The 17,294-nt window shown below is 66.8% G+C and carries 15 protein-coding genes; 7 read left to right on the top strand and 8 right to left on the bottom strand.

What is annotated here, in order from left to right; all coding sequences use genetic code 11:
* Window positions 1-60 precede the first annotated feature (60 nt).
* The 4 genes from ACFSGJ_RS16795 to ACFSGJ_RS16780 are packed head-to-tail and all read left to right on the top strand — an operon-like array spanning window position 61 to window position 4,664.
* Window positions 61-1,068, top strand: a complete 1,008-nt coding sequence (locus ACFSGJ_RS16795) for a phosphopantothenoylcysteine decarboxylase domain-containing protein (protein WP_390264478.1) — start codon at window positions 61-63, stop codon at window positions 1,066-1,068.
* The gene (dut, locus tag ACFSGJ_RS16790; RefSeq protein WP_390264476.1) at window positions 1,065-1,529 is read left to right on the top strand and encodes a dUTP diphosphatase; all 465 of its coding nucleotides are present in this window, start codon (window positions 1,065-1,067) and stop codon (window positions 1,527-1,529) included. The genes ACFSGJ_RS16795 and dut overlap by 4 nt, the downstream gene beginning before the upstream one ends.
* On the top strand, window positions 1,529-2,626 hold the full coding sequence (locus ACFSGJ_RS16785) for a HesA/MoeB/ThiF family protein (RefSeq protein ID WP_390264473.1): 1,098 nt from the start codon (window positions 1,529-1,531) through the stop codon (window positions 2,624-2,626). The genes dut and ACFSGJ_RS16785 overlap by 1 nt, the downstream gene beginning before the upstream one ends.
* 22 nt (window positions 2,627-2,648) lie before the next feature.
* A complete protein-coding gene (locus tag ACFSGJ_RS16780) occupies window positions 2,649-4,664 on the top strand; it encodes a M3 family metallopeptidase (RefSeq protein ID WP_390264471.1) in 2,016 nt (671 codons plus the stop codon).
* Here ACFSGJ_RS16780 and ACFSGJ_RS16775 read toward each other — a convergent pair whose 3' ends face one another.
* Window positions 4,665-5,552 (bottom strand): cation diffusion facilitator family transporter, encoded by an 888-nt coding sequence (locus ACFSGJ_RS16775; RefSeq protein WP_390264468.1) that lies wholly within the window; start codon window positions 5,550-5,552, stop codon window positions 4,665-4,667.
* Between the two features lie 76 nt (window positions 5,553-5,628).
* Complete coding sequence (locus ACFSGJ_RS16770) at window positions 5,629-6,132, bottom strand: SH3 domain-containing protein (RefSeq protein WP_390264465.1); 504 nt, start codon at window positions 6,130-6,132, stop codon at window positions 5,629-5,631.
* A 169-nt stretch (window positions 6,133-6,301) separates the two neighbouring features.
* Here ACFSGJ_RS16770 and ACFSGJ_RS16765 point away from each other — a divergent pair, with 169 nt between their 5' ends.
* Window positions 6,302-7,288: a 2-hydroxyacid dehydrogenase gene (locus tag ACFSGJ_RS16765; protein WP_390264462.1), complete on the top strand. Its 987-nt coding sequence runs from the start codon at window positions 6,302-6,304 to the stop codon at window positions 7,286-7,288.
* Between the two features lie 176 nt (window positions 7,289-7,464).
* Complete coding sequence (locus ACFSGJ_RS16760; protein WP_390264459.1) at window positions 7,465-9,954, top strand: GcvT family protein; 2,490 nt, start codon at window positions 7,465-7,467, stop codon at window positions 9,952-9,954.
* A gap of 55 nt (window positions 9,955-10,009) precedes the next feature.
* Here the strand turns inward: ACFSGJ_RS16760 and ACFSGJ_RS16755 are convergent, their stop codons facing one another.
* The 6 genes from ACFSGJ_RS16755 to glyA form a co-directional block, all read right to left on the bottom strand.
* Window positions 10,010-11,098: a polyamine ABC transporter substrate-binding protein gene (locus ACFSGJ_RS16755; RefSeq protein ID WP_390264456.1), complete on the bottom strand. Its 1,089-nt coding sequence runs from the start codon at window positions 11,096-11,098 to the stop codon at window positions 10,010-10,012.
* A gap of 68 nt (window positions 11,099-11,166) precedes the next feature.
* Window positions 11,167-11,973 (bottom strand): ABC transporter permease subunit, encoded by an 807-nt coding sequence (locus tag ACFSGJ_RS16750; protein WP_390264454.1) that lies wholly within the window; start codon window positions 11,971-11,973, stop codon window positions 11,167-11,169.
* Window positions 11,970-12,893: an ABC transporter permease subunit gene (locus ACFSGJ_RS16745; protein WP_390264451.1), complete on the bottom strand. Its 924-nt coding sequence runs from the start codon at window positions 12,891-12,893 to the stop codon at window positions 11,970-11,972. The genes ACFSGJ_RS16750 and ACFSGJ_RS16745 overlap by 4 nt, the downstream gene beginning before the upstream one ends.
* Complete coding sequence (locus ACFSGJ_RS16740; RefSeq protein ID WP_390264448.1) at window positions 12,890-14,029, bottom strand: ABC transporter ATP-binding protein; 1,140 nt, start codon at window positions 14,027-14,029, stop codon at window positions 12,890-12,892. Before ACFSGJ_RS16740 ends, ACFSGJ_RS16745 begins: the two co-directional genes overlap by 4 nt.
* A gap of 195 nt (window positions 14,030-14,224) precedes the next feature.
* On the bottom strand, window positions 14,225-15,001 hold the full coding sequence (locus ACFSGJ_RS16735) for an alpha/beta fold hydrolase (RefSeq protein ID WP_390264445.1): 777 nt from the start codon (window positions 14,999-15,001) through the stop codon (window positions 14,225-14,227).
* A gap of 54 nt (window positions 15,002-15,055) precedes the next feature.
* A complete protein-coding gene (gene glyA / locus ACFSGJ_RS16730) occupies window positions 15,056-16,351 on the bottom strand; it encodes a serine hydroxymethyltransferase (RefSeq protein WP_390264442.1) in 1,296 nt (431 codons plus the stop codon).
* Between the two features lie 167 nt (window positions 16,352-16,518).
* Here glyA and ACFSGJ_RS16725 point away from each other — a divergent pair, with 167 nt between their 5' ends.
* Window positions 16,519-17,286, top strand: coding sequence for an NAD kinase (locus ACFSGJ_RS16725; protein WP_390264439.1), 768 nt, complete (start codon window positions 16,519-16,521; stop codon window positions 17,284-17,286).
* Window positions 17,287-17,294 lie beyond the last annotated feature (8 nt).

Below are 17,294 nucleotides of genomic sequence, written 5' to 3'. Positions count from 1 at the left end.
TAAACCTGTGGCCATGAACCCGTCCCATGACTTTGTGAGCGGGAACTGCGAGGCGCTGCGATGCTGACGGGAAAACGCATTCTTCTGATGATCGGCGATGCACCCGGGGCCTCGGCCGCGCCCGAGGCGATCCGGCATCTGCGCGCAGCCGGGGCCGAGGTCATCCCGTTTCCGCTGCCCGGCGCGCTGGTCTATGTGACGCCCGCCGCCCTGGCGGAACGCGCCGCGCGCGCGGTGGTTGAGGGTCCCCAAGGGGTCGACGCCGACCTTACGCTGGGATTTGCGGTGGGGCCCGCGCTTGCAGACCTGGCTCCCGAACGGGGTCCCCGCCTGATCGTCGGTGCCCCGGGGTCCGACCTGCCGGAATTGGCCGATCTTGCCGAGCTTTGCATCGCGGCGCTTGCGGCGGACGAGGGGCCCTTGGCGGGGCGGCATGTTCTTGTGACCTCCGGTCCCACCCATGAACCCATTGACCCGGTGCGCTACATCGCCAACCGGTCGTCGGGTGCGCAGGGCACGGCCATCGCGCGGGCGCTTGTGGCGCAGGGGGCACAGGTGACATTCGTGACCGGCCCGGCAGCGGTTCCGCCGCCGACCGGGGTGCGTCTGGTCCGGGTCGAGACCGCGATCCAGATGCGCGACGCGGTCGAGGCCGCGCTTCCGGCCGATGCGGCGGTCTTTGCGGCGGCGGTGGCGGATTGGCGCGTGGCGCAGGCCGCAACCTCCAAGATGAAGAAGGACGGCAGCGGCCGCCTTCCGCAACTGAGCTTTACCGAAAATCCGGATATCCTTGCGGCGGTGGCGCAGCGGTCCGTGGGGCGCCCGCGTCTCGTGATCGGCTTCGCGGCCGAGACCGACGACGTGCTGGCCCATGCAACGGCGAAACGGCTGCGAAAGGGCTGCGACTGGATCGTCGCCAACGACGTCTCGCCCGGCACCGGCATCATGGGCGGGCGGGAAAACGCGGTGACGCTGATCACGGCGGCCGGCGCCGAGACCTGGCCCCGCATGGGCAAGGACCAGGTCGCCGAGCGTCTGGCGACGAGAATTGCGGAGGCCTTGAGATGATCCCTGTTCTGCAAGTCCTGAGAGAGGATTGGGCCGACACCACCCTGCCTCTGCCCTCCTACGAAACGGCGGGCGCGGCCGGCGCCGATCTGCGCGCGAACCTGCCGGCCGATCAGCGGGCGGGCGTGACGCTTGCGCCCATGGGCCGCGCGATCATCCCGACCGGGTTGCGACTGGAAATTCCGGCGGGCCACGAGGTGCAGATACGCCCCCGCTCCGGCCTTGCCGCAAAGCACGGGATCACCCTTGCGAATGCGCCGGGGACCATAGACAGCGACTATCGCGGGCCGCTGGGGGTGATCCTGATCAATCTGGGTGCCGAGCCCTACACCGTGCATCACGGCGACCGGATCGCGCAGATGGTCGTGGCGCCCGTGGTGCAGGCGCGGTTCGAACTGGTCGAGGTGCTGGGCGAGACCACGCGCGGTTCGGGCGGGTTCGGCTCTACGGGGCGGCGCTGATGGCGCTTGTGCTCATCCTCTGCGCAGCGATCTGGGGCATCGGCTGGGCGATGGGGGCGCCGGTGCGCGCGCGGCTGGGGATGATGGGCCTGCTGCTGATCGGTGTGATCCTCGGGCATCTGATCCTGCCGCCGGACAACCCGCTGCGCACCGCCACGGGGGGGAATGCGGCGGGCTGGGTCGTGCTGATCGCCCTGATCGGACTTGGCATGGGCTATCGCGCGGCGCTGGCGCGGCTGCGCAGCCGCGCGCGTACCACGGATGATGCGCAGGGTCCGGCGCAGCCCCCCAAGGCGCCCTTTTCCGATGCCGAGCTTGACCGCTACGCCCGCCACATCATGCTGCGAGAGGTCGGCGGACCGGGGCAGAAGGCGCTCAAATCCGCGCGGGTGCTGGTGATCGGGGCGGGGGGCCTGGGCTCGCCCGCGCTGCTTTACCTTGCCGCGGCGGGGGTAGGCACGATCGGGGTGATCGACGACGATGCGGTCGAAAACTCCAACCTTCAGCGGCAGGTGATCCATACGGATGACCGGATCGGGATGCCCAAGGTCTTTTCGGCGGAAAAGGCGATGCGCGCGCTGAACCCTCATGTTACGATCCGGCCCTATCATCGCCGCCTGACGCCTGAAATCGCGGCGGCGCTTTTCTCGGAATATGATCTGATCCTCGATGGCAGCGACAATTTCGACACGCGCTATCTGGTCAACCGCGTGGCCGTGCGGACCGGCAAGCCGCTTATCGCTGCCGCGATGGCGCGGTGGGAGGGGCAGATCGCCCTTTATGACAGCGCCGCCGGCACCGCCTGCTTTGAATGCGTCTTTCCGGAACGTCCCGCGCCCGGGCTCGTGCCGACCTGCGCCGAGGCCGGGGTGATCGCGCCCTTGCCGGGCGTCCTCGGGTCGATGATGGCGCTCGAGGCGGTCAAGCACCTGACGGGGGCGGGCCAGACGCTGGCCGGGCGGCTGCTGATCCATGATGCGCTTTATGCCGAAACTCGCGCCATCACGTTGCATCGGCGGCCGGATTGCGCCGCCTGCGGCTCCGCACGCACGGATGAACACAGGGGCGGGGTGGAAGCGGCGCCCGCGAATACATAGCTTGGCTTCAAAGGAGATCCCGATGACCAACGCGCTGCTGAACCGCTGGGAAACGCCGTTCCAGATCCCGCCCTTCGACCTGATCCGGGATGAGGATTTCGCCCCCGCCTTCGATGCCGCGCTCGCCGAGGGGCGCATGGTGATCGCCGCGATCGCCGATAACCCGGAGCCCCCGACCTTCGCCAACACGGTCGAGGCGATGGAGTTCGCCGACGCCGCGCTGGACCGGGTGGCGGGGGTGTTCTTCAACCTCGCCAGCGCCGATGCGACGCCTGCGCGCGAGGCCCTGCAGCGCGATCTCGCGCCCCGGCTCTCGGCCTTCAGTTCCGAGATCACGAACAACCGCGCCCTCTTCGACCGGATCGAGACGCTCTGGTCCCGACGGGACGATCTGGGTCTGACTGCCGAACAGATGCGGGTTCTGATGCTCTATCGGCGGATGTTCCTGAGGGCCGGGGCGGCGCTGGAAGGGGCGGCGCGCGACCGGCTGACGGCGGTGAAGGAACGGCTTGCGGTTCTGGGGACGCAGTTCACCCAGAACCTTCTGGCGGATGAACGCGGCTGGTCGATGCCGCTTGCGGAGGACGATCTGGCGGGCCTGCCCGATTTTGTCCGCGACACCGCCCGCGCCGCCGCCGGGGAACGGGGGCTGACGGGCCATGCCCTGACGCTGAACCGGTCGCTGATCGTGCCCTTCCTGCAATTCTCGGCCCGGCGCGATCTGCGCGAAACGGCTTGGCGCGCCTGGACGGCCCGGGGCGCGAACGGCAACGACCACGACAACCGCGCCATCGCGGCCGAAACGCTTGCCCTTCGGGCCGAACGCGCGGCGCTGCTCGGCCATGCGGATTTCGCGAGCTACAAGCTCGAGACCGAGATGGCGGGCAGCCCTGCTGCTGTGCGCGACCTTCTGATGCAGGTCTGGGCACCTGCGCGCCGGATCGCCGAGGCCGACGCGAAGGTGCTGGAGGCGATGATGAACGCCGAGGGCATCAACGGCGCGCTGGAACCCTGGGACTGGCGCCATTACGCGGAAAAGCGGCGGCAGGCGGAACATGACCTCGATGAGGCCGCGCTGAAGCCCTATTTCTCGCTCGACGCGATGATCGCCGCGGCCTTCGATGTGGCGCACCGGCTGTTCGGGCTCGACTTCCGGCCGCTCGACCTGCCGCTTTACCATGAGGACGCCCGTGTGTGGGAGGTGACGCGGGACGGGCGGCACATGGCGGTTTTCATCGGCGACTATTACGCGCGATCCTCCAAACGTTCGGGCGCCTGGTGCTCGGCGATGCGGAGCCAGAAAAAACTGGGTGGCGAGACGCGGCCCATCGTCGTCAACGTCTGCAACTTCGCCAAGGGCGATCCGACGCTTTTGTCCTATGACGACGCGCGCACGCTGTTTCACGAATTCGGCCACGCGCTGCACCAGATGCTGTCGGACGTGACCTATTCCTTCATCTCGGGCACCTCGGTCGCGCGCGACTTCGTGGAACTGCCAAGCCAGCTTTACGAACATTGGCTGGAGGTTCCCGAGGTTCTGGAACGTCACGCGCGCCACGCCCGGACGGGGGCGCCCATTCCGCAAGACCTGCTGAACCGGCTGCTTGCGGCGCGGACCTTCGACCAGGGCTTTGCGACTGTCGAATATGTCGCCTCGGCGCTGGTCGATCTGGCCTTTCACGAAGGCCCGCCGCCCGCCGACCCGATGGCCCGGCAGGCCGAGGTGCTGGCGGAAATCGGGATGCCCCGCGCCATCACGATGCGGCACGCGACCCCGCATTTCGCCCATGTCTTTTCGGGCGACGGGTATTCCAGCGGCTACTACAGCTACATGTGGTCCGAGGTGATGGACGCCGACGCCTTCGCCGCCTTTGAGGAGGCGGGCGATCCCTTTGACCCCGGACTTGCCGCGCGGCTGGAACGTCACATCCTTGCTGCTGGCGGCTCGGCCGATGCCGAAGAGCTTTATCGTGCGTTTCGCGGGCGGATGCCCGGCCCCGAGGCGCTGCTGCGGGGCCGGGGGCTCGACGCTGCGTGATCAGCGCAGCGGATCCTTGTGGATGATGACATCGGCCTGCGGATAGGCTTCGAGGATCGCGCGTTTGAGGCCCGCGGCAATGCCATGGGCCTGATCCAGCGTCTGTGTGCCGTCGAGTTCGATGTGAAGGTTCACGAACAGGCGCGACCCGGAGGTCCGGGTCTTGAGATCGTGGTGGCCATGTACGCCCGGCCAGCCCGCCACGATATTTTCGATGCCCGCGATGGTGCCGGGGTCGGCGCTGCGGTCCATCAGCGCGTCCCAGGCGCCGCGCCCGATCCGCAACGCGCCCCGCAGCAGGATCGCCGCCGCGAGCAGGGCGACGACCGAATCCACCTGCGGCAGCCCGAACCGGGAGGACGCGATCAGCGCCACGATGGCCCCCAGATTGGGGATGAGATCGCCGAGGTAATGCAGCCGGTCGGCCTGAACCACGCGGTTGCCGGTCTGCCGCGCCACATGCCCCTGCCAGAGCACGAGACCCATCGTCAGCGCGACCGAAATCAGCATCACGGCGATGCCCGCCCCCTCGGCCTCGATCCGGCCGTCATCGGGCAGCGCCAGCCGGCGCAACGCCGCGACCGCGATCACCACCGAAGAGACCGTGATGAACAGCGCCTGCCCGAGCGCCGCCAGATCCTCGGCCGAGGAATGGCCAAAGCGGTGGTCGTCGTCGGGCGGGCGCGCGGCATAGGCTATGGCCGCGAGGCCCGCCGCCGAGATCATCAGGTCAAGCGCGCTGTCGGCAAGCGATGCGGCCACCGAAAGCGCGCCGGTTTCGGCCAGCGCCCAGAGCTTCAGCGCCACAAGGATGGATGCCACCGTGACCGAGGCGATGCCCGCCGTCAGGTTCAGGCGCGGATGCGCGTTCAGCTTCATGCGGTCCATCTTCGCACCCCGGGATAGTGACAGGGACCGTTCTGGTAGGCGCTGCGCCGGATTCGCGCAAGCCCGCGTCCGCCCCCTAGTCGATGACCTCGCCCGGGTCGATGCCCCAGAGCGCGCTGCGCGGCGCCCAGCCGCGCGCCCCATCGGCATTCAGGCGGCACCATTCGGGCTGGCACTGCTGCAGCCGCGCGACGACCCCGGCCTCCAGATAGGCGGTGACCTCGGACCCGGCATCGGGGCGGGAATGGAGCGCCAACATGTTTTCGTCCACGATCACGGTACGCACGCCCGAGAGCAGCGCGTAATGAACCCAGCCGCCGGCGCCGTCCCGATCCTCGACCCGGCGCCAGTGCTCGTGTTCGGCCGTGACGCGCAGCGGCATGTCGCGCCGCGTGAACACCCAGTCGATCCGGTGGCTGAGCCCCGGCCCGCGCCGGGCGTTCCCCTCGCCACCCTTGAGCGAGACATATCGCGGCAGCGGAAGGTTGGTGACCGGGCCGCGCAACTGTTCGGCCATCGCCGCGCCGCCGGCCACCAGCGAAACGAGGACGGCCAGCGCCGCCCGCCTGAATGCAATCATTGTTCTGCCCATCCGCCTGTCTTCGTCAGGTCTGTTCTTCGTTCGGGGCGCCTGCGCGTCGCCACGACATGGCAAAAGACAGGTGCCGAATGTCATGCTTGTGCCAGTGCCTCCTATCCGGCAGTTTGCCAGCAAGTGGCGTCCATGGAAAGAGCGAGGAGGGGTCCCGGTGGCGAAGCAGCGGCTGAATGTGGTGGTGACGCGGCGCCTGCCCGAGGTGGTCGAGACGCGCCTCAAGGAACTGTTCGACGTCGACCTGCGCGATCCGGACACGCCCATGACGCGCGACGAACTGGCGGCGGCGATGCGCCGGGCGGATGTGCTGGTGCCCTCGATCGGCGACCGGATCGACGCGAACCTTCTGGCGGGCGCCGGGGAAAAGCTGAAGCTCATCGCGAATTACGGCGCGGGTGTCGACCATATCGACGTTGCCAGCGCCCGACAGCGCGGCGTTCTGGTGTCGAACACACCCGGGGTTCTGACCGAGGATACGGCGGACATGACGCTTGCCCTGATCCTTGCCGTGGTGCGGCGGCTGCCGGAAGGGATGGCGCTGATGCAGGCGGGGCAGTGGCAGGGCTGGTCGCCCACCGCGCTGATGGGCGGGCGCATCGCGGGGCGGCGGCTCGGCATCCTCGGGATGGGGCGGATCGGGCAGGCGGTGGCGCGGCGCGCCCGGGCCTTCGGGATGCAGATCCATTACCACAACCGCAAGCGCCTGCGCCCCGAGGTGGAGACCCCGCTGGAGGCGACCTTCTGGGAGAGCCTCGACCAGATGGTGGCGCGGATGGATATCGTCTCGGTCAACTGCCCGCATACGCCCTCGACCTTTCACCTGATGAATGCCCGGCGGCTGAAGTTGATGAAACCCTCGGCGGTGATCGTGAATACCTCACGCGGGGAGGTGATCGACGAAAACGCCCTGACCCGGATGCTGCGCGCGGGCGAGATCGCGGGCGCGGGGCTCGACGTGTTCGAGCGGGGCGCGCAGGTGAACCCGCGCCTGCGGGAACTGCCCAATGTGGTTCTGCTGCCGCATATGGGGTCTGCGACGCTGGAGGGTCGGGTCGAGATGGGCGAAAAGGTCATCATCAACATCAAGACCTTTGCCGACGGGCATCGGCCACCGGATCTGGTCCTGCCCGGGATGCTGTAGGGGGGCGGGACGGGGCTTCTCCCGCCCGTCTTCGGCGCTTGCGCGCCTCATCCCGTTGGGCCCGGCCGCGCGCTGACGCGCGCGGTGTCGTTTTCCTGCCGCAAGTGGTCGGGGGGATAGGCCCCTGTGCCGCGCCCTCTGGCATGAAGGCTGAAACGGACCAACGGAGTCGCGCCATGAAGACCCATGTCAAAGCCCTTGTCGTCGGCGGCGGTGCGGTGGGCACCGGCATTGCCTATCACCTTGCCAAGGCCGGATGGGAGGTGATGCTGCTGGAACGCGACGAGCTGACCAGCGGGTCCACCTGGCACGCGGCGGGTCTGCTGCCGCTTTTCAACATGGGCTATGCGACCAGCCACATCCACGACTACAGCGTCCGCTTCTACAAGACGCTCGAGGCAGAAACCGGGCTGAACGCGGGCTTTGCCGTCGTCGGCAACCTGCGCATGGCCCAGACCGGGGCGCGGATGGATGAATACCGGCTCTATTCCTCGACCGCCGAGACGGTGGGGATCGAGCATGAGTTCCTGACGCCCGCCCAGATCCGTGAACGCTGGCCGCTGGTGCGGACCGAGGACCTGAAGGGCGCGCTCTTTCACCCGGGCGACGGCTATATCAACCCTGCCGATGTGACGCAGGCAATGGCCAAGGGTGCGCGCCAGCGCGGCGTCGAGATCGTGCGCAAGGTGCAGGCGCAGGGCTATCGCTGGACGGGCGCGGAATGGGTCGTCACCTGCTGCCGGATGGAGGAACGGGGCGGCAACCTCGTGCCCTCGGACGACGTGTTCGAGATCCGGGCCGAACATGTCGTGACGGCTACGGGCAACCATGCGCAGCGCACCGCGCGCCTGTTGGGGATCAAGATCCCCGCGATCCCGGTCGAGCATCAGTATATCGTGACCGAGCCCGACCCGGCGCTGGTCGAGTGGCGGCGCGCGGGGAACCCGGAACATCCGGTGCTGCGCGACGCGGATGCGAAATGGTATGTGCGCGAGGAGCGCGGCGGCTGGATTCTGGGCCCCTATGAACGGAACGCGCCGGCGCGGTTCCTCTATGACGTGCCCGAAAGCTTCCGGGCCGATCTCTTCCCCCTCGATCTGGAGCGGATCGAAGAGGAATACATGTCGATGATCCACCGTATTCCGTCCTCCGAGACAGTGGGGCTCAAGGACGATTTCAACGGGCCGATCTGCTACACCCCCGATGGCAACCCGCTGGTCGGGCCGGCGCCGGGGCTGCGCAACATGTGGCTGGCCGAGGGCTTCAGCTTCGGCATCACGGCGGCGGGTGGCACGGGCCATTACCTTGCGCAGATGATGGTCGAGGGTGAGGCCGAGATCGACATGGCGAGCCTCGATCCGCGCCGCTATGGCGACTGGATGACCACCGAATATGCCGCGCGCAAGAACGAGGAATGCTATGAGCACGTCTTTGTCCTGCACCACCCGGACGAAGAGCGTGAGGCCTGCCGCCCGCTGCGCACCGCGCCCTGCTATGACCGCGTAAAGGCGCGGGGCGCCCAGTTCGGGCAGGTCAACGGGTGGGAGCGTCCGAACTACTACGCGCCGCAGGGCTTTGACGACCATGCCGCGCGCAGTTTCCGGCGCGGTGGCTGGTGGCAATATGCCGAGGCCGAGGCCCGGGCGGTTCGTGAAACCGCGGGTCTGATCGACGCAACGGCCTTTACCAAGCATCGGGTGGCCGGGCAGGGGGCGACAGCCTTCCTCGACTGGTTCACCACGAACCGGCTGCCGGCCGTGGGGCGGATCAACCTGACCTATGCCCTGACCGCGACGGGCACCACGCGGACCGAATACACCATCGTCCGGCTGGCCGAGCATGAATATTACCTTGTCAGCGCGGGGGCCTGGACGGCCTATGATGCCGACTACCTGCGCAAATGCGCGGCCGACCGCCAGGCCGATTTCGGCTATGTGGAAGTTCAGGACGTGACGACCCAATGGGGTGTCTTTGCGCTGGCGGGGCCGAACAGCCGCGCGATCCTGAACGACCTCGTGCGCGATGCCGAGCCGGCCACCGTGCTGGGGAACAAGCGCTTCCCCTGGCTTTCGATGCGCAATATCGAACTCGGGATGTGCCCCGTCCGTGCCATCCGTGTCGCCTATACCGGCGAGCTGGGATGGGAACTGCACCACCCGATCGAGATGCAGAACTACCTCTTTGACCGGATCCTGGCGGCGGGTGAGCCGCATGGGATGAAACTGGTGGGGGCGCGGGCGCAGAACTGGCTGCGGCAGGAAAAGTCCTATCGCGCCTTCGGCACGGAACTCGGCCGCGATGCAACCCCGCTGGAAGGCGGGCTCGACCGGTTCGTGGACCTGACCAAGGATTTCCTCGGCAAGGAGGCGATGCTTGCCAAGGGCATCCGGTCGCGCTGCGTCACGCTGCTGATCGACGGACCGAATGATGCCGACCCCTGGGGGCGTGAGGCGCTGTTCCATGACGGCGCGCGGGTCGGGCGCCTGACCTCGGGCGGCTGGTCGGTCGCCTTTGGCCGCCAGATCGGAATGGGCTATGTGCGACCCGATCTTTCGGCGGTGGGCACGCGGCTCAAGGTCCGGATCATGGGCGATCTGTGGGATGCCGAGGTTGTCGAGGACAGCCCCTATGATCCGCAGAATGCCCGCATCCGCCAGGACGGCTGACGCATGAAAAAGGGCCGGCGTGCTGCCGGCCCTTCCTGCATGACGGATCGCGGTCTTACTGGCCGGTGCGCACCCGGGTCCAGAGCCGCGTCACGATACGCTCGGTCCGGGCATCACGCACGACGGTCGGGAACAGTTTCTCCTGCACCTCTGCGGGCGGGAAAATCGCCGGATCGCTCGTGATTTCTTCGTCCACCATCGGCAGCGAGGCCGAATTGGCGTTCGCATAGTAGACGTAGTTCGTGATGTCGGCGGTGATCTCGGGCTCCATGATGAAGTTGATGAAGGCATGGGCTGCCTCGGGGTTCGGCGCGTCGGCGGGGATCGCCATCATGTCGAACCACTGCATCGCGCCCTCGACCGGCACGGAATAGCCGACCTCGACGTTGTTCTCGGCCGCCAGCGCCCGGTCCGCCGCGATAAAGACATCGCCCGACCAGCCGACGGACACGCAGACGTCCCCGTTCGCAAGATCGGTGATGTATTGCGAGGAATGGAAATAGCGCACATAGGGGCGCACCGATTCCAGCAATGCCGCCGCCTGTTCCAGATCGGCCTCTTCGTTCGACAGCGGATCGAGGCCCAGGTAGTTCAGCGCCGTCTGCATCATGTCGGGGGCGGAATCGAGGAAGGTGATGCCGCAATCGGCAAGCTGCGAGGCGATTTCCGGGTCGAAGACCAGCGCCCAGCTGTCGACCGGCGCATCCTCGCCCAGCCGCTCCTCGACCGCGGCCACGTTGTAGCCGATGCCGGTCGTGCCCCACATGTAGATGACGGCATGTTCGTTGCCGGGGTCATAGGCGGCGGCGGCCTCCATCAGCCCTTCGTCCATGTTGACGAGGTTCGGCAGAAGGTCGCGGTTCAGCGGCTGATAGACGCCCGCTGCGATCTGGCGCTGAAGGTATTGCGAGGTGGGAACCACCACGTCATAGCCCGAGGACCCGGCCAGGAGACGCGCCTCCAGCACCTCGTTGCTGTCATAGACGTCATAGACGACGCGGATGCCTGTCGCCTCTTGGAACCGGGCGATCGTATCTTCGGCGATGTAATCCGACCAGTTATAGACATTGACGGTCTGCTGCTGGGCGAGGGCGGGCAGGGCGACCGCGCTGGCGGCAATGCTCAGGATGGCGAGTTTCTTCATCATTCACTCCCGGTTGGAAATACAGGCGACAGGGTAGGGGCTGCGGGCGGGTCCGTAAACTGGCGGCGTCACTCCGGGTCGCGATGCGTGCTGCGGCGCAGTTGCCACATGGCGATGCCGACCCCCAGCGCGACGATGGCGATGATGATCGTGGCCAGCGCGTTCACATCCGGGCTGACGCCCAACCGGACCTTGGAAAAGATGACCATGGGCAGGGTGGATGCCCCGGGCCCGGTCACGAAGCTCGCGATCACCAGATCGTCGAGCGACAGCGTGAAGGCCAGCAGCCAGCCCGCCACCAGCGCCGGCGCGATGATCGGCAGGGTGATGTCGAAAAAGACCCGGACCGGATGCGCGCCCAGATCCATCGCGGCTTCCTCGACACTCTGGTCCATGCCCGCAAGGCGGGACTGCACGACCACGGCGACAAAGGCCATGCAGAAGGTCACATGGGCGATGATGATGGTGGTTTCGCCCCGGCCCGCAGGCCAGCCCAGAAGCTGCTCCATCGCGACGAAGAGCAGGAGCATCGAAAGGCCGGTGATGACCTCGGGCATCACGAGGGGGGCAGTGGCCATGCCGGTCAGCAGCGCGCGGCTGCGGAACCGGCCGAACCGCATCAGCACATAGGCGGCAAGCGTTCCCAGAACCACGGCGATGCTGGCGCTGATGAACGCGACCCTGAGGCTGATCCAGGCGGCGCCAAGGATTTGCGGGTCGCGGAAAAGTTGGCCATACCAGCGGGTCGAAAACCCGCCCCAGACCGTGACAAGGCGGCTTTCGTTGAAGCTGAAGACGATCAGTGACAGGATCGGCGCATAGAGGAACACGAACCCCAGCACTGCCACGACGGGAAGGAACCAGCCGCGCCTCATCCCCGTTCCTCCGCCCGGGCCTGCGCGTTGCGCAGCGCCATGATCGGCAGGACCAGCACGATCAGCATCGCGATCGCAACCGCCGAGGCGACGGGCCAGTCCCGGTTGGAAAAGAACTCGTTCCACAAGACGCGCCCGATCATCAGCGTGTTCGGCCCGCCCAGAAGCTCGGGGATCACGAATTCACCGATGGCGGGGACAAAGACCAGCATGAAGCCCGCAATGATCCCCGACATCGAAAGCGGCAGCGTCACGTTGAAGAAGGTCGAGATGGGGCGCGCGCCCAGGTCGGCCGAGGCCTCCAGCAGGCTGTCGTCCAGCTTTACGAGGTTCGCATAGAGCGGCAGGATCATGAACGGCAGATATGTATAGACGATTCCCAGATAGACCGCGAAGTTGGTCTGCAGCATCTGGATCGGCGTGTCGATGATGCCCAGCGACAACAGGACGTTGTTGACCACGCCGTTCGTGCGAAGGAACCCCTGCCACGCATAGACCCGCAGCAGGAACGAGGTCCAGAACGGCAGGATCACCAGCATCAGCAGGATGGTTCGGCGCGGTTCGGGGCTGCGCGCGATGTAATAGGCCATAGGATAGCCGATCAGCAGCGCAAAGGTTGCCGAGACGAAGGCGACCCGGATTGAAAAGATGTAGGCGTTGGTATAGAGCGCGTCCTGCCAGAGATAGGCGTAGTTTTCAAAGTTCAGGTTGACGGTGGCGCGCAGCCCGTCCCATTCCACCAGCGGGAGATAGGGCGGGCGGGCGATCGCGGCCTCGGACAGGCTGATCTTGGCGACGACCAGAAACGGGATCAGGAAAAAGATCAGCAGCCAGACGAGCGGGATGGCGATGACCAGCCCGCGCCCCGAGATACCAAGGCGCCCCAAAAGCGCCGCGCTGTGGCGCCAGACCGCGCTCATTCCGACAGCACCACGCCCGAGGTGTCGCCCCAGCTGAGCCAGACGCGCTCGTCCCAGGTGATCGCCTCTTGCGACTGGCGGAACAGGTTCGCCTGCGTCGCCCGCACCGTCTTGCCGGTGTCGAGCCGGATGCGATAGATGCTGAGATTGCCCATGTAGAGGATTTCCTCGACGATCCCCTGCACGGCGTTCACGTCATCTTCGGGCTTTTCGCGGCCGAGGGTGATCTTTTCGGGCCGGATCGCATACCACATCTGCTGGTTCATGGTGCAGGACACACCGTGGCCGATATGGATCGTGCCGCCCATGTCGGGGCTGGCGAGGCGGATGAAATCGGGCTCATCCTCGACCACGCGGCCCTCGAACATGTTCACGGAACCCACGAAATCCGCAACGAAGCGGGATTTGGGGAATTCGTATATCTCGCGCGGTTCGGCCACCTGCACGATCCGGCCGGCATTCATCACCCCGATCCGGGTGGACAGGGTCATCGCCTCTTCCTGATCGTGGGTCACGATGATGAAGGTCACGCCCAGCGTTTCCTGAATCCGGATCAACTCGTATTGCGTCTCCTCGCGCAGCTTCTTGTCGAGCGCGCCAAGGGGTTCGTCCAGCAGCAAAAGCTTGGGCCGCTTGACCAGCGAACGGGCCAGCGCCACACGCTGCCGCTGCCCGCCGGAAAGCTGATGCGGCTTGCGCCGGGCAAAGGGTGTCAGTTGCACCATCCGCAGCATCTCGGCCACGCGGTCGCGCGCCTCGGCCTTGGCCATGCCTTCGCGCATCAGCCCGTAGGCCACGTTCGCCTCGACCGTCATATGCGGAAAGAGCGCGTAGGACTGGAACATCATGTTGGTCGGGCGGTCATAGGGCGGGATGCCCGCCATGTCCTGTCCGTCGATCTCGATCCGGCCCTCGGTCGGGGTTTCAAACCCCGCGAGCATCCGCAACAGCGTGGACTTGCCGCAGCCCGACCCGCCCAGAAGGCAGAACAACTCGCCGCGATAGATATCGAGGCTGACATCGTCCACCGCGTAGAAGTCGTCGTATTTCTTGGTGACCTTGTGGATGCGGACGAAGGGTTTCGCATCCGGCAGGAGCCAGGGCTTGGTCGCGGCATTCGCTTGGGGCTGGGACATCAACGCTCCGGCAGGGGTGGGGCAGGGGATCGTGGCGGGAAAGGCGGCGGCGGGTGCGGGGCGACCTTCCGGCAGGTCATGGAAAACTATGCAAGTGCCGCTTTGGCTGTCAAGGCAAGCAGTGGCTGCGGCGACGCCGCAACGGGCAGATGCCGCTTTTTCAGGCGCAGGTCCGGGGGCGCCGATCCGGGCCTGTCATTCCCGGCCGGATGCGAGAAAGACGCGGACGTTTTCCTCGAATTCCCGCGGCTTTTCCGCGTGCAGCCAGTGCCCCGCGCCGGGGATGCGGGCAAAGCGGCTGTTGGGGAAGAGCGCCTTTATCCGCGCGCGATGTTCGGGCAGCACATAGTCGGACGCGCCCCCCGAAAGGAACAGCGACGGCCCGTCGAACTGCCCCGAGATATCCGGCCAGCCGATGATGCGGTCCATCTCTGCCTCCAGCACATCGAGGTTCAGGCGCCAGCGCGGGGGCTGCGCCTTGAGGTCGAGCGACTGGAGCAGGAAGGCGCGCAGGACCGGGGCCCGGAGCTCTTCCGCAAGACGACGATCCGCCTCGCCGCGCGTGGTCAGCCCGGTCAGGTCCAGCCCGCGCATCGCGTGGATCAGGTGTGACTGGCTGTGCCCATAGGCGACGGGCGCGATATCGGCCACGATCAGCCGGTCCACCCGCTCGGGCCGGGTCAGGGCCAGCATCATCGCCGCCTTGCCCCCCATCGAATGGCCCAGAACGTCCACCCGCCCGCCTGCAGCCTCGATCACCTCGGCAAGATCGGCCGCCAGATCGTCATAGCCATTGCTGGCTGCGTGAAAGCTGGCGCCGTGGTTGCGCATGTCCACGGTGATCGTGTCGCGGGTGTCGGCCAGCCGTCGCGCGATCACGCCCCAGTTCCGCGCCGAGCCGAACAGCCCATGCACGATCAGAAGGGGCGGATGTCGCGGGTCCTGCCCGGCGATGCGGTCGAAATGCAGCACGTGCTGTTCCCTCAGGGACCGGCGGCGACGTTCCCGCCACCGCCGGTGGCTTTCTCAGATCTCGGGATAGATCGGGAAACGCTGGCAGAGGGCAAGCACCTCGGCGCGGACCTTGGCCTCCACCTCGGCATTGCCGTCCTCGCCATTCGCGGCGAGCCCGTCAACGACCTCGACGATCCAGTCGGCGATCTGGCGGAACTCGGCTTCGGCAAAGCCGCGCGTGGTGCCCGCAGGCGTCCCCAGCCGGACGCCCGAGGTAACGGCGGGCTTTTCCGGGTCGAACGGGATGCCGTTCTTGTTGCAGGTGATATGCGCCCGCTCCAGTGCCTTTTCGGTCGCGTTCCCCTTGACCCCCTTGGGTCGCAGGTCGACCAGCATGACATGCGTATCCGTCCCGCCCGTGACGATGTCGAGCCCGCCCTTCATCAACTGGTCCGCCAGCGCCTGCGCGTTCTTGACCACCTGCGCGGCATAGGCCTTGAATTCGGGCCGCAGCGCCTCGCCGAAGGCCACCGCCTTGGCGGCGATCACATGCATCAGCGGGCCGCCCTGAATGCCCGGAAAGATTGCTGAATTGACCTTTTTCGCGATTTCTTCGTCATTGGTCAGGATCATGCCGCCCCGGGGGCCGCGCAGGGTCTTGTGCGTCGTGGTCGTCGCCACATGGGCGTGCGGGAAGGGCGAGGGATGCGCGCCGCCCGCGACGAGCCCGGCGAAATGGGCCATGTCCACGAGGAGATAGGCGCCCACCATGTCGGCGATCGCGCGGAAGCGGGCAAAGTCGATCTGGCGCGGAATGGCCGAGCCGCCCGCGATGATCAGCTTGGGCTGATGCTCCTTGGCCAGCGCCTCGACCTCGTCATAGTCGATCATGTTGTCCTGCTGACGCACGCCGTATTGCACTGCGTTGAACCACTTGCCCGACTGGTTCGGCGCGGCCCCGTGCGTCAGGTGCCCGCCCGATGCGAGGTTCATCCCCAGGATCGTGTCGCCCGGCTTCACCAGCGCGTTGAACACCCCCTGGTTCGCCTGGCTGCCCGAATTCGGCTGCACATTGGCGAACTGCACCCCGAAAAGCGCGCAGGCACGTTCGATGGCGAGGTTCTCGGCGATGTCCACATACTGGCAGCCGCCGTAATATCGCTTGCCCGGATAGCCCTCGGCATATTTGTTCGTCATGACCGAGCCCTGCGCCTCCATCACGGCGCGGCTCACGATGTTCTCGCTGGCGATCAGTTCGATCTCGTCCTGTTGCCGGCCAAGTTCCTTGCGGATGGCGCCAAAGAGTTCGGGATCACGGGTGCTGAGGCTTTCGCTGAAAAAGCCGCTGTCGCGGTGGCTGGCGTTCATGGGACACTCCGGCAAGACTGCAATGCGGCCTCCTTTATCCCATGGGGCCGCACATCGGAAGCGTGGAATTCCGACGCCGGCGATGCCGGGGGCGGCGTCGGGCCGATTTTCGTGCCCTTGTGTTTCCCTTGGTGCCGGGCGATGACTTTCGGAAACGGGGGAACAGGATGAGCAACGCCGCGCGCATCGCCTTTACCGCCAGCAGCGTCCCGATCGCGCAAGAGGCGCTGGCGCGGCTTGCCGCCCGCTATGGCGATCATCCGCTGGAAGAGGCCGAGATCATCGTGGCGCTGGGCGGCGATGGCTTCATGCTCCAGACGCTTCACGCGACGCAGCATCTGGATGTGCCGGTCTATGGCATGAACCGGGGCACCGTCGGTTTTCTGATGAACGCGTATCGAGAGGGCGACCTGCCCCTGCGGGCGGCTGCGGCGGAAGAGGCCGTTCTGAACCCGTTGCGGATGCGCGCCATCGACCGGGCGGGGCAGGAACATGAGGCGCTGGCGATCAACGAGGTGTCGCTGCTGCGCGCCGGCCCGCAGGCCGCCAAGCTGCGCATCCGGGTCGATGACAAGGTGCGGCTGGACGAACTGGTCTGCGACGGCGCGCTTTTGTCCACGCCGGCGGGCTCGACGGCCTACAACTATTCCGCCCACGGGCCGATCCTGCCGATCGGGGCGGATGTGCTGGCGCTGACGGCGATGTCGGCGTTCCGGCCCCGGCGCTGGCGCGGCGCGCTCCTGCCCAAGACGGCGCTGGTGGAGTTCGAGGTGCTGGAGCCGGAGAAACGCCCGGTGATGGCCGACGCCGACGGCCGCGCGCCCCATTATGTGCAAAGCGTCCGGATCATGAGCGAACCGGCCATCCGGCACCGGCTTTTGTTCGACCCCGGCCACGGGCTGGAGGAACGGCTGATCCGTGAGCAATTCGTCTAGGCCCCGCG

The organism is Halodurantibacterium flavum (assembly GCF_042681825.1).
Lineage (GTDB): Bacteria > Pseudomonadota > Alphaproteobacteria > Rhodobacterales > Rhodobacteraceae > Halodurantibacterium > Halodurantibacterium flavum.
The sequence above is the reverse complement of the archived record's forward strand: the minus strand, read 5'-3'. Positions and strand labels throughout refer to the sequence as shown.

Bases quoted from the DNA above. Each gene is read 5' to 3' on its own strand.
- ACFSGJ_RS16795 (WP_390264478.1), top strand. From the start codon at position 61: ATGCTGACGGGAAAACGCATTCTTCTGATGATCGGCGATGCACCCGGG.
- dut (WP_390264476.1), top strand. From the start codon at position 1,065: ATGATCCCTGTTCTGCAAGTCCTGAGAGAGGATTGGGCCGACACCACC.
- ACFSGJ_RS16785 (WP_390264473.1), top strand. From the start codon at position 1,529: ATGGCGCTTGTGCTCATCCTCTGCGCAGCGATCTGGGGCATCGGCTGG.
- ACFSGJ_RS16780 (WP_390264471.1), top strand. From the start codon at position 2,649: ATGACCAACGCGCTGCTGAACCGCTGGGAAACGCCGTTCCAGATCCCG.
- ACFSGJ_RS16775 (WP_390264468.1), bottom strand. From the start codon at position 5,552: ATGGACCGCATGAAGCTGAACGCGCATCCGCGCCTGAACCTGACGGCG.
- ACFSGJ_RS16770 (WP_390264465.1), bottom strand. From the start codon at position 6,132: ATGATTGCATTCAGGCGGGCGGCGCTGGCCGTCCTCGTTTCGCTGGTG.
- ACFSGJ_RS16760 (WP_390264459.1), top strand. From the start codon at position 7,465: ATGAAGACCCATGTCAAAGCCCTTGTCGTCGGCGGCGGTGCGGTGGGC.
- ACFSGJ_RS16755 (WP_390264456.1), bottom strand. From the start codon at position 11,098: ATGAAGAAACTCGCCATCCTGAGCATTGCCGCCAGCGCGGTCGCCCTG.
- ACFSGJ_RS16750 (WP_390264454.1), bottom strand. From the start codon at position 11,973: ATGAGGCGCGGCTGGTTCCTTCCCGTCGTGGCAGTGCTGGGGTTCGTG.
- ACFSGJ_RS16745 (WP_390264451.1), bottom strand. From the start codon at position 12,893: ATGAGCGCGGTCTGGCGCCACAGCGCGGCGCTTTTGGGGCGCCTTGGT.
- ACFSGJ_RS16740 (WP_390264448.1), bottom strand. From the start codon at position 14,029: ATGTCCCAGCCCCAAGCGAATGCCGCGACCAAGCCCTGGCTCCTGCCG.
- glyA (WP_390264442.1), bottom strand. From the start codon at position 16,351: ATGAACGCCAGCCACCGCGACAGCGGCTTTTTCAGCGAAAGCCTCAGC.
- ACFSGJ_RS16725 (WP_390264439.1), top strand. From the start codon at position 16,519: ATGAGCAACGCCGCGCGCATCGCCTTTACCGCCAGCAGCGTCCCGATC.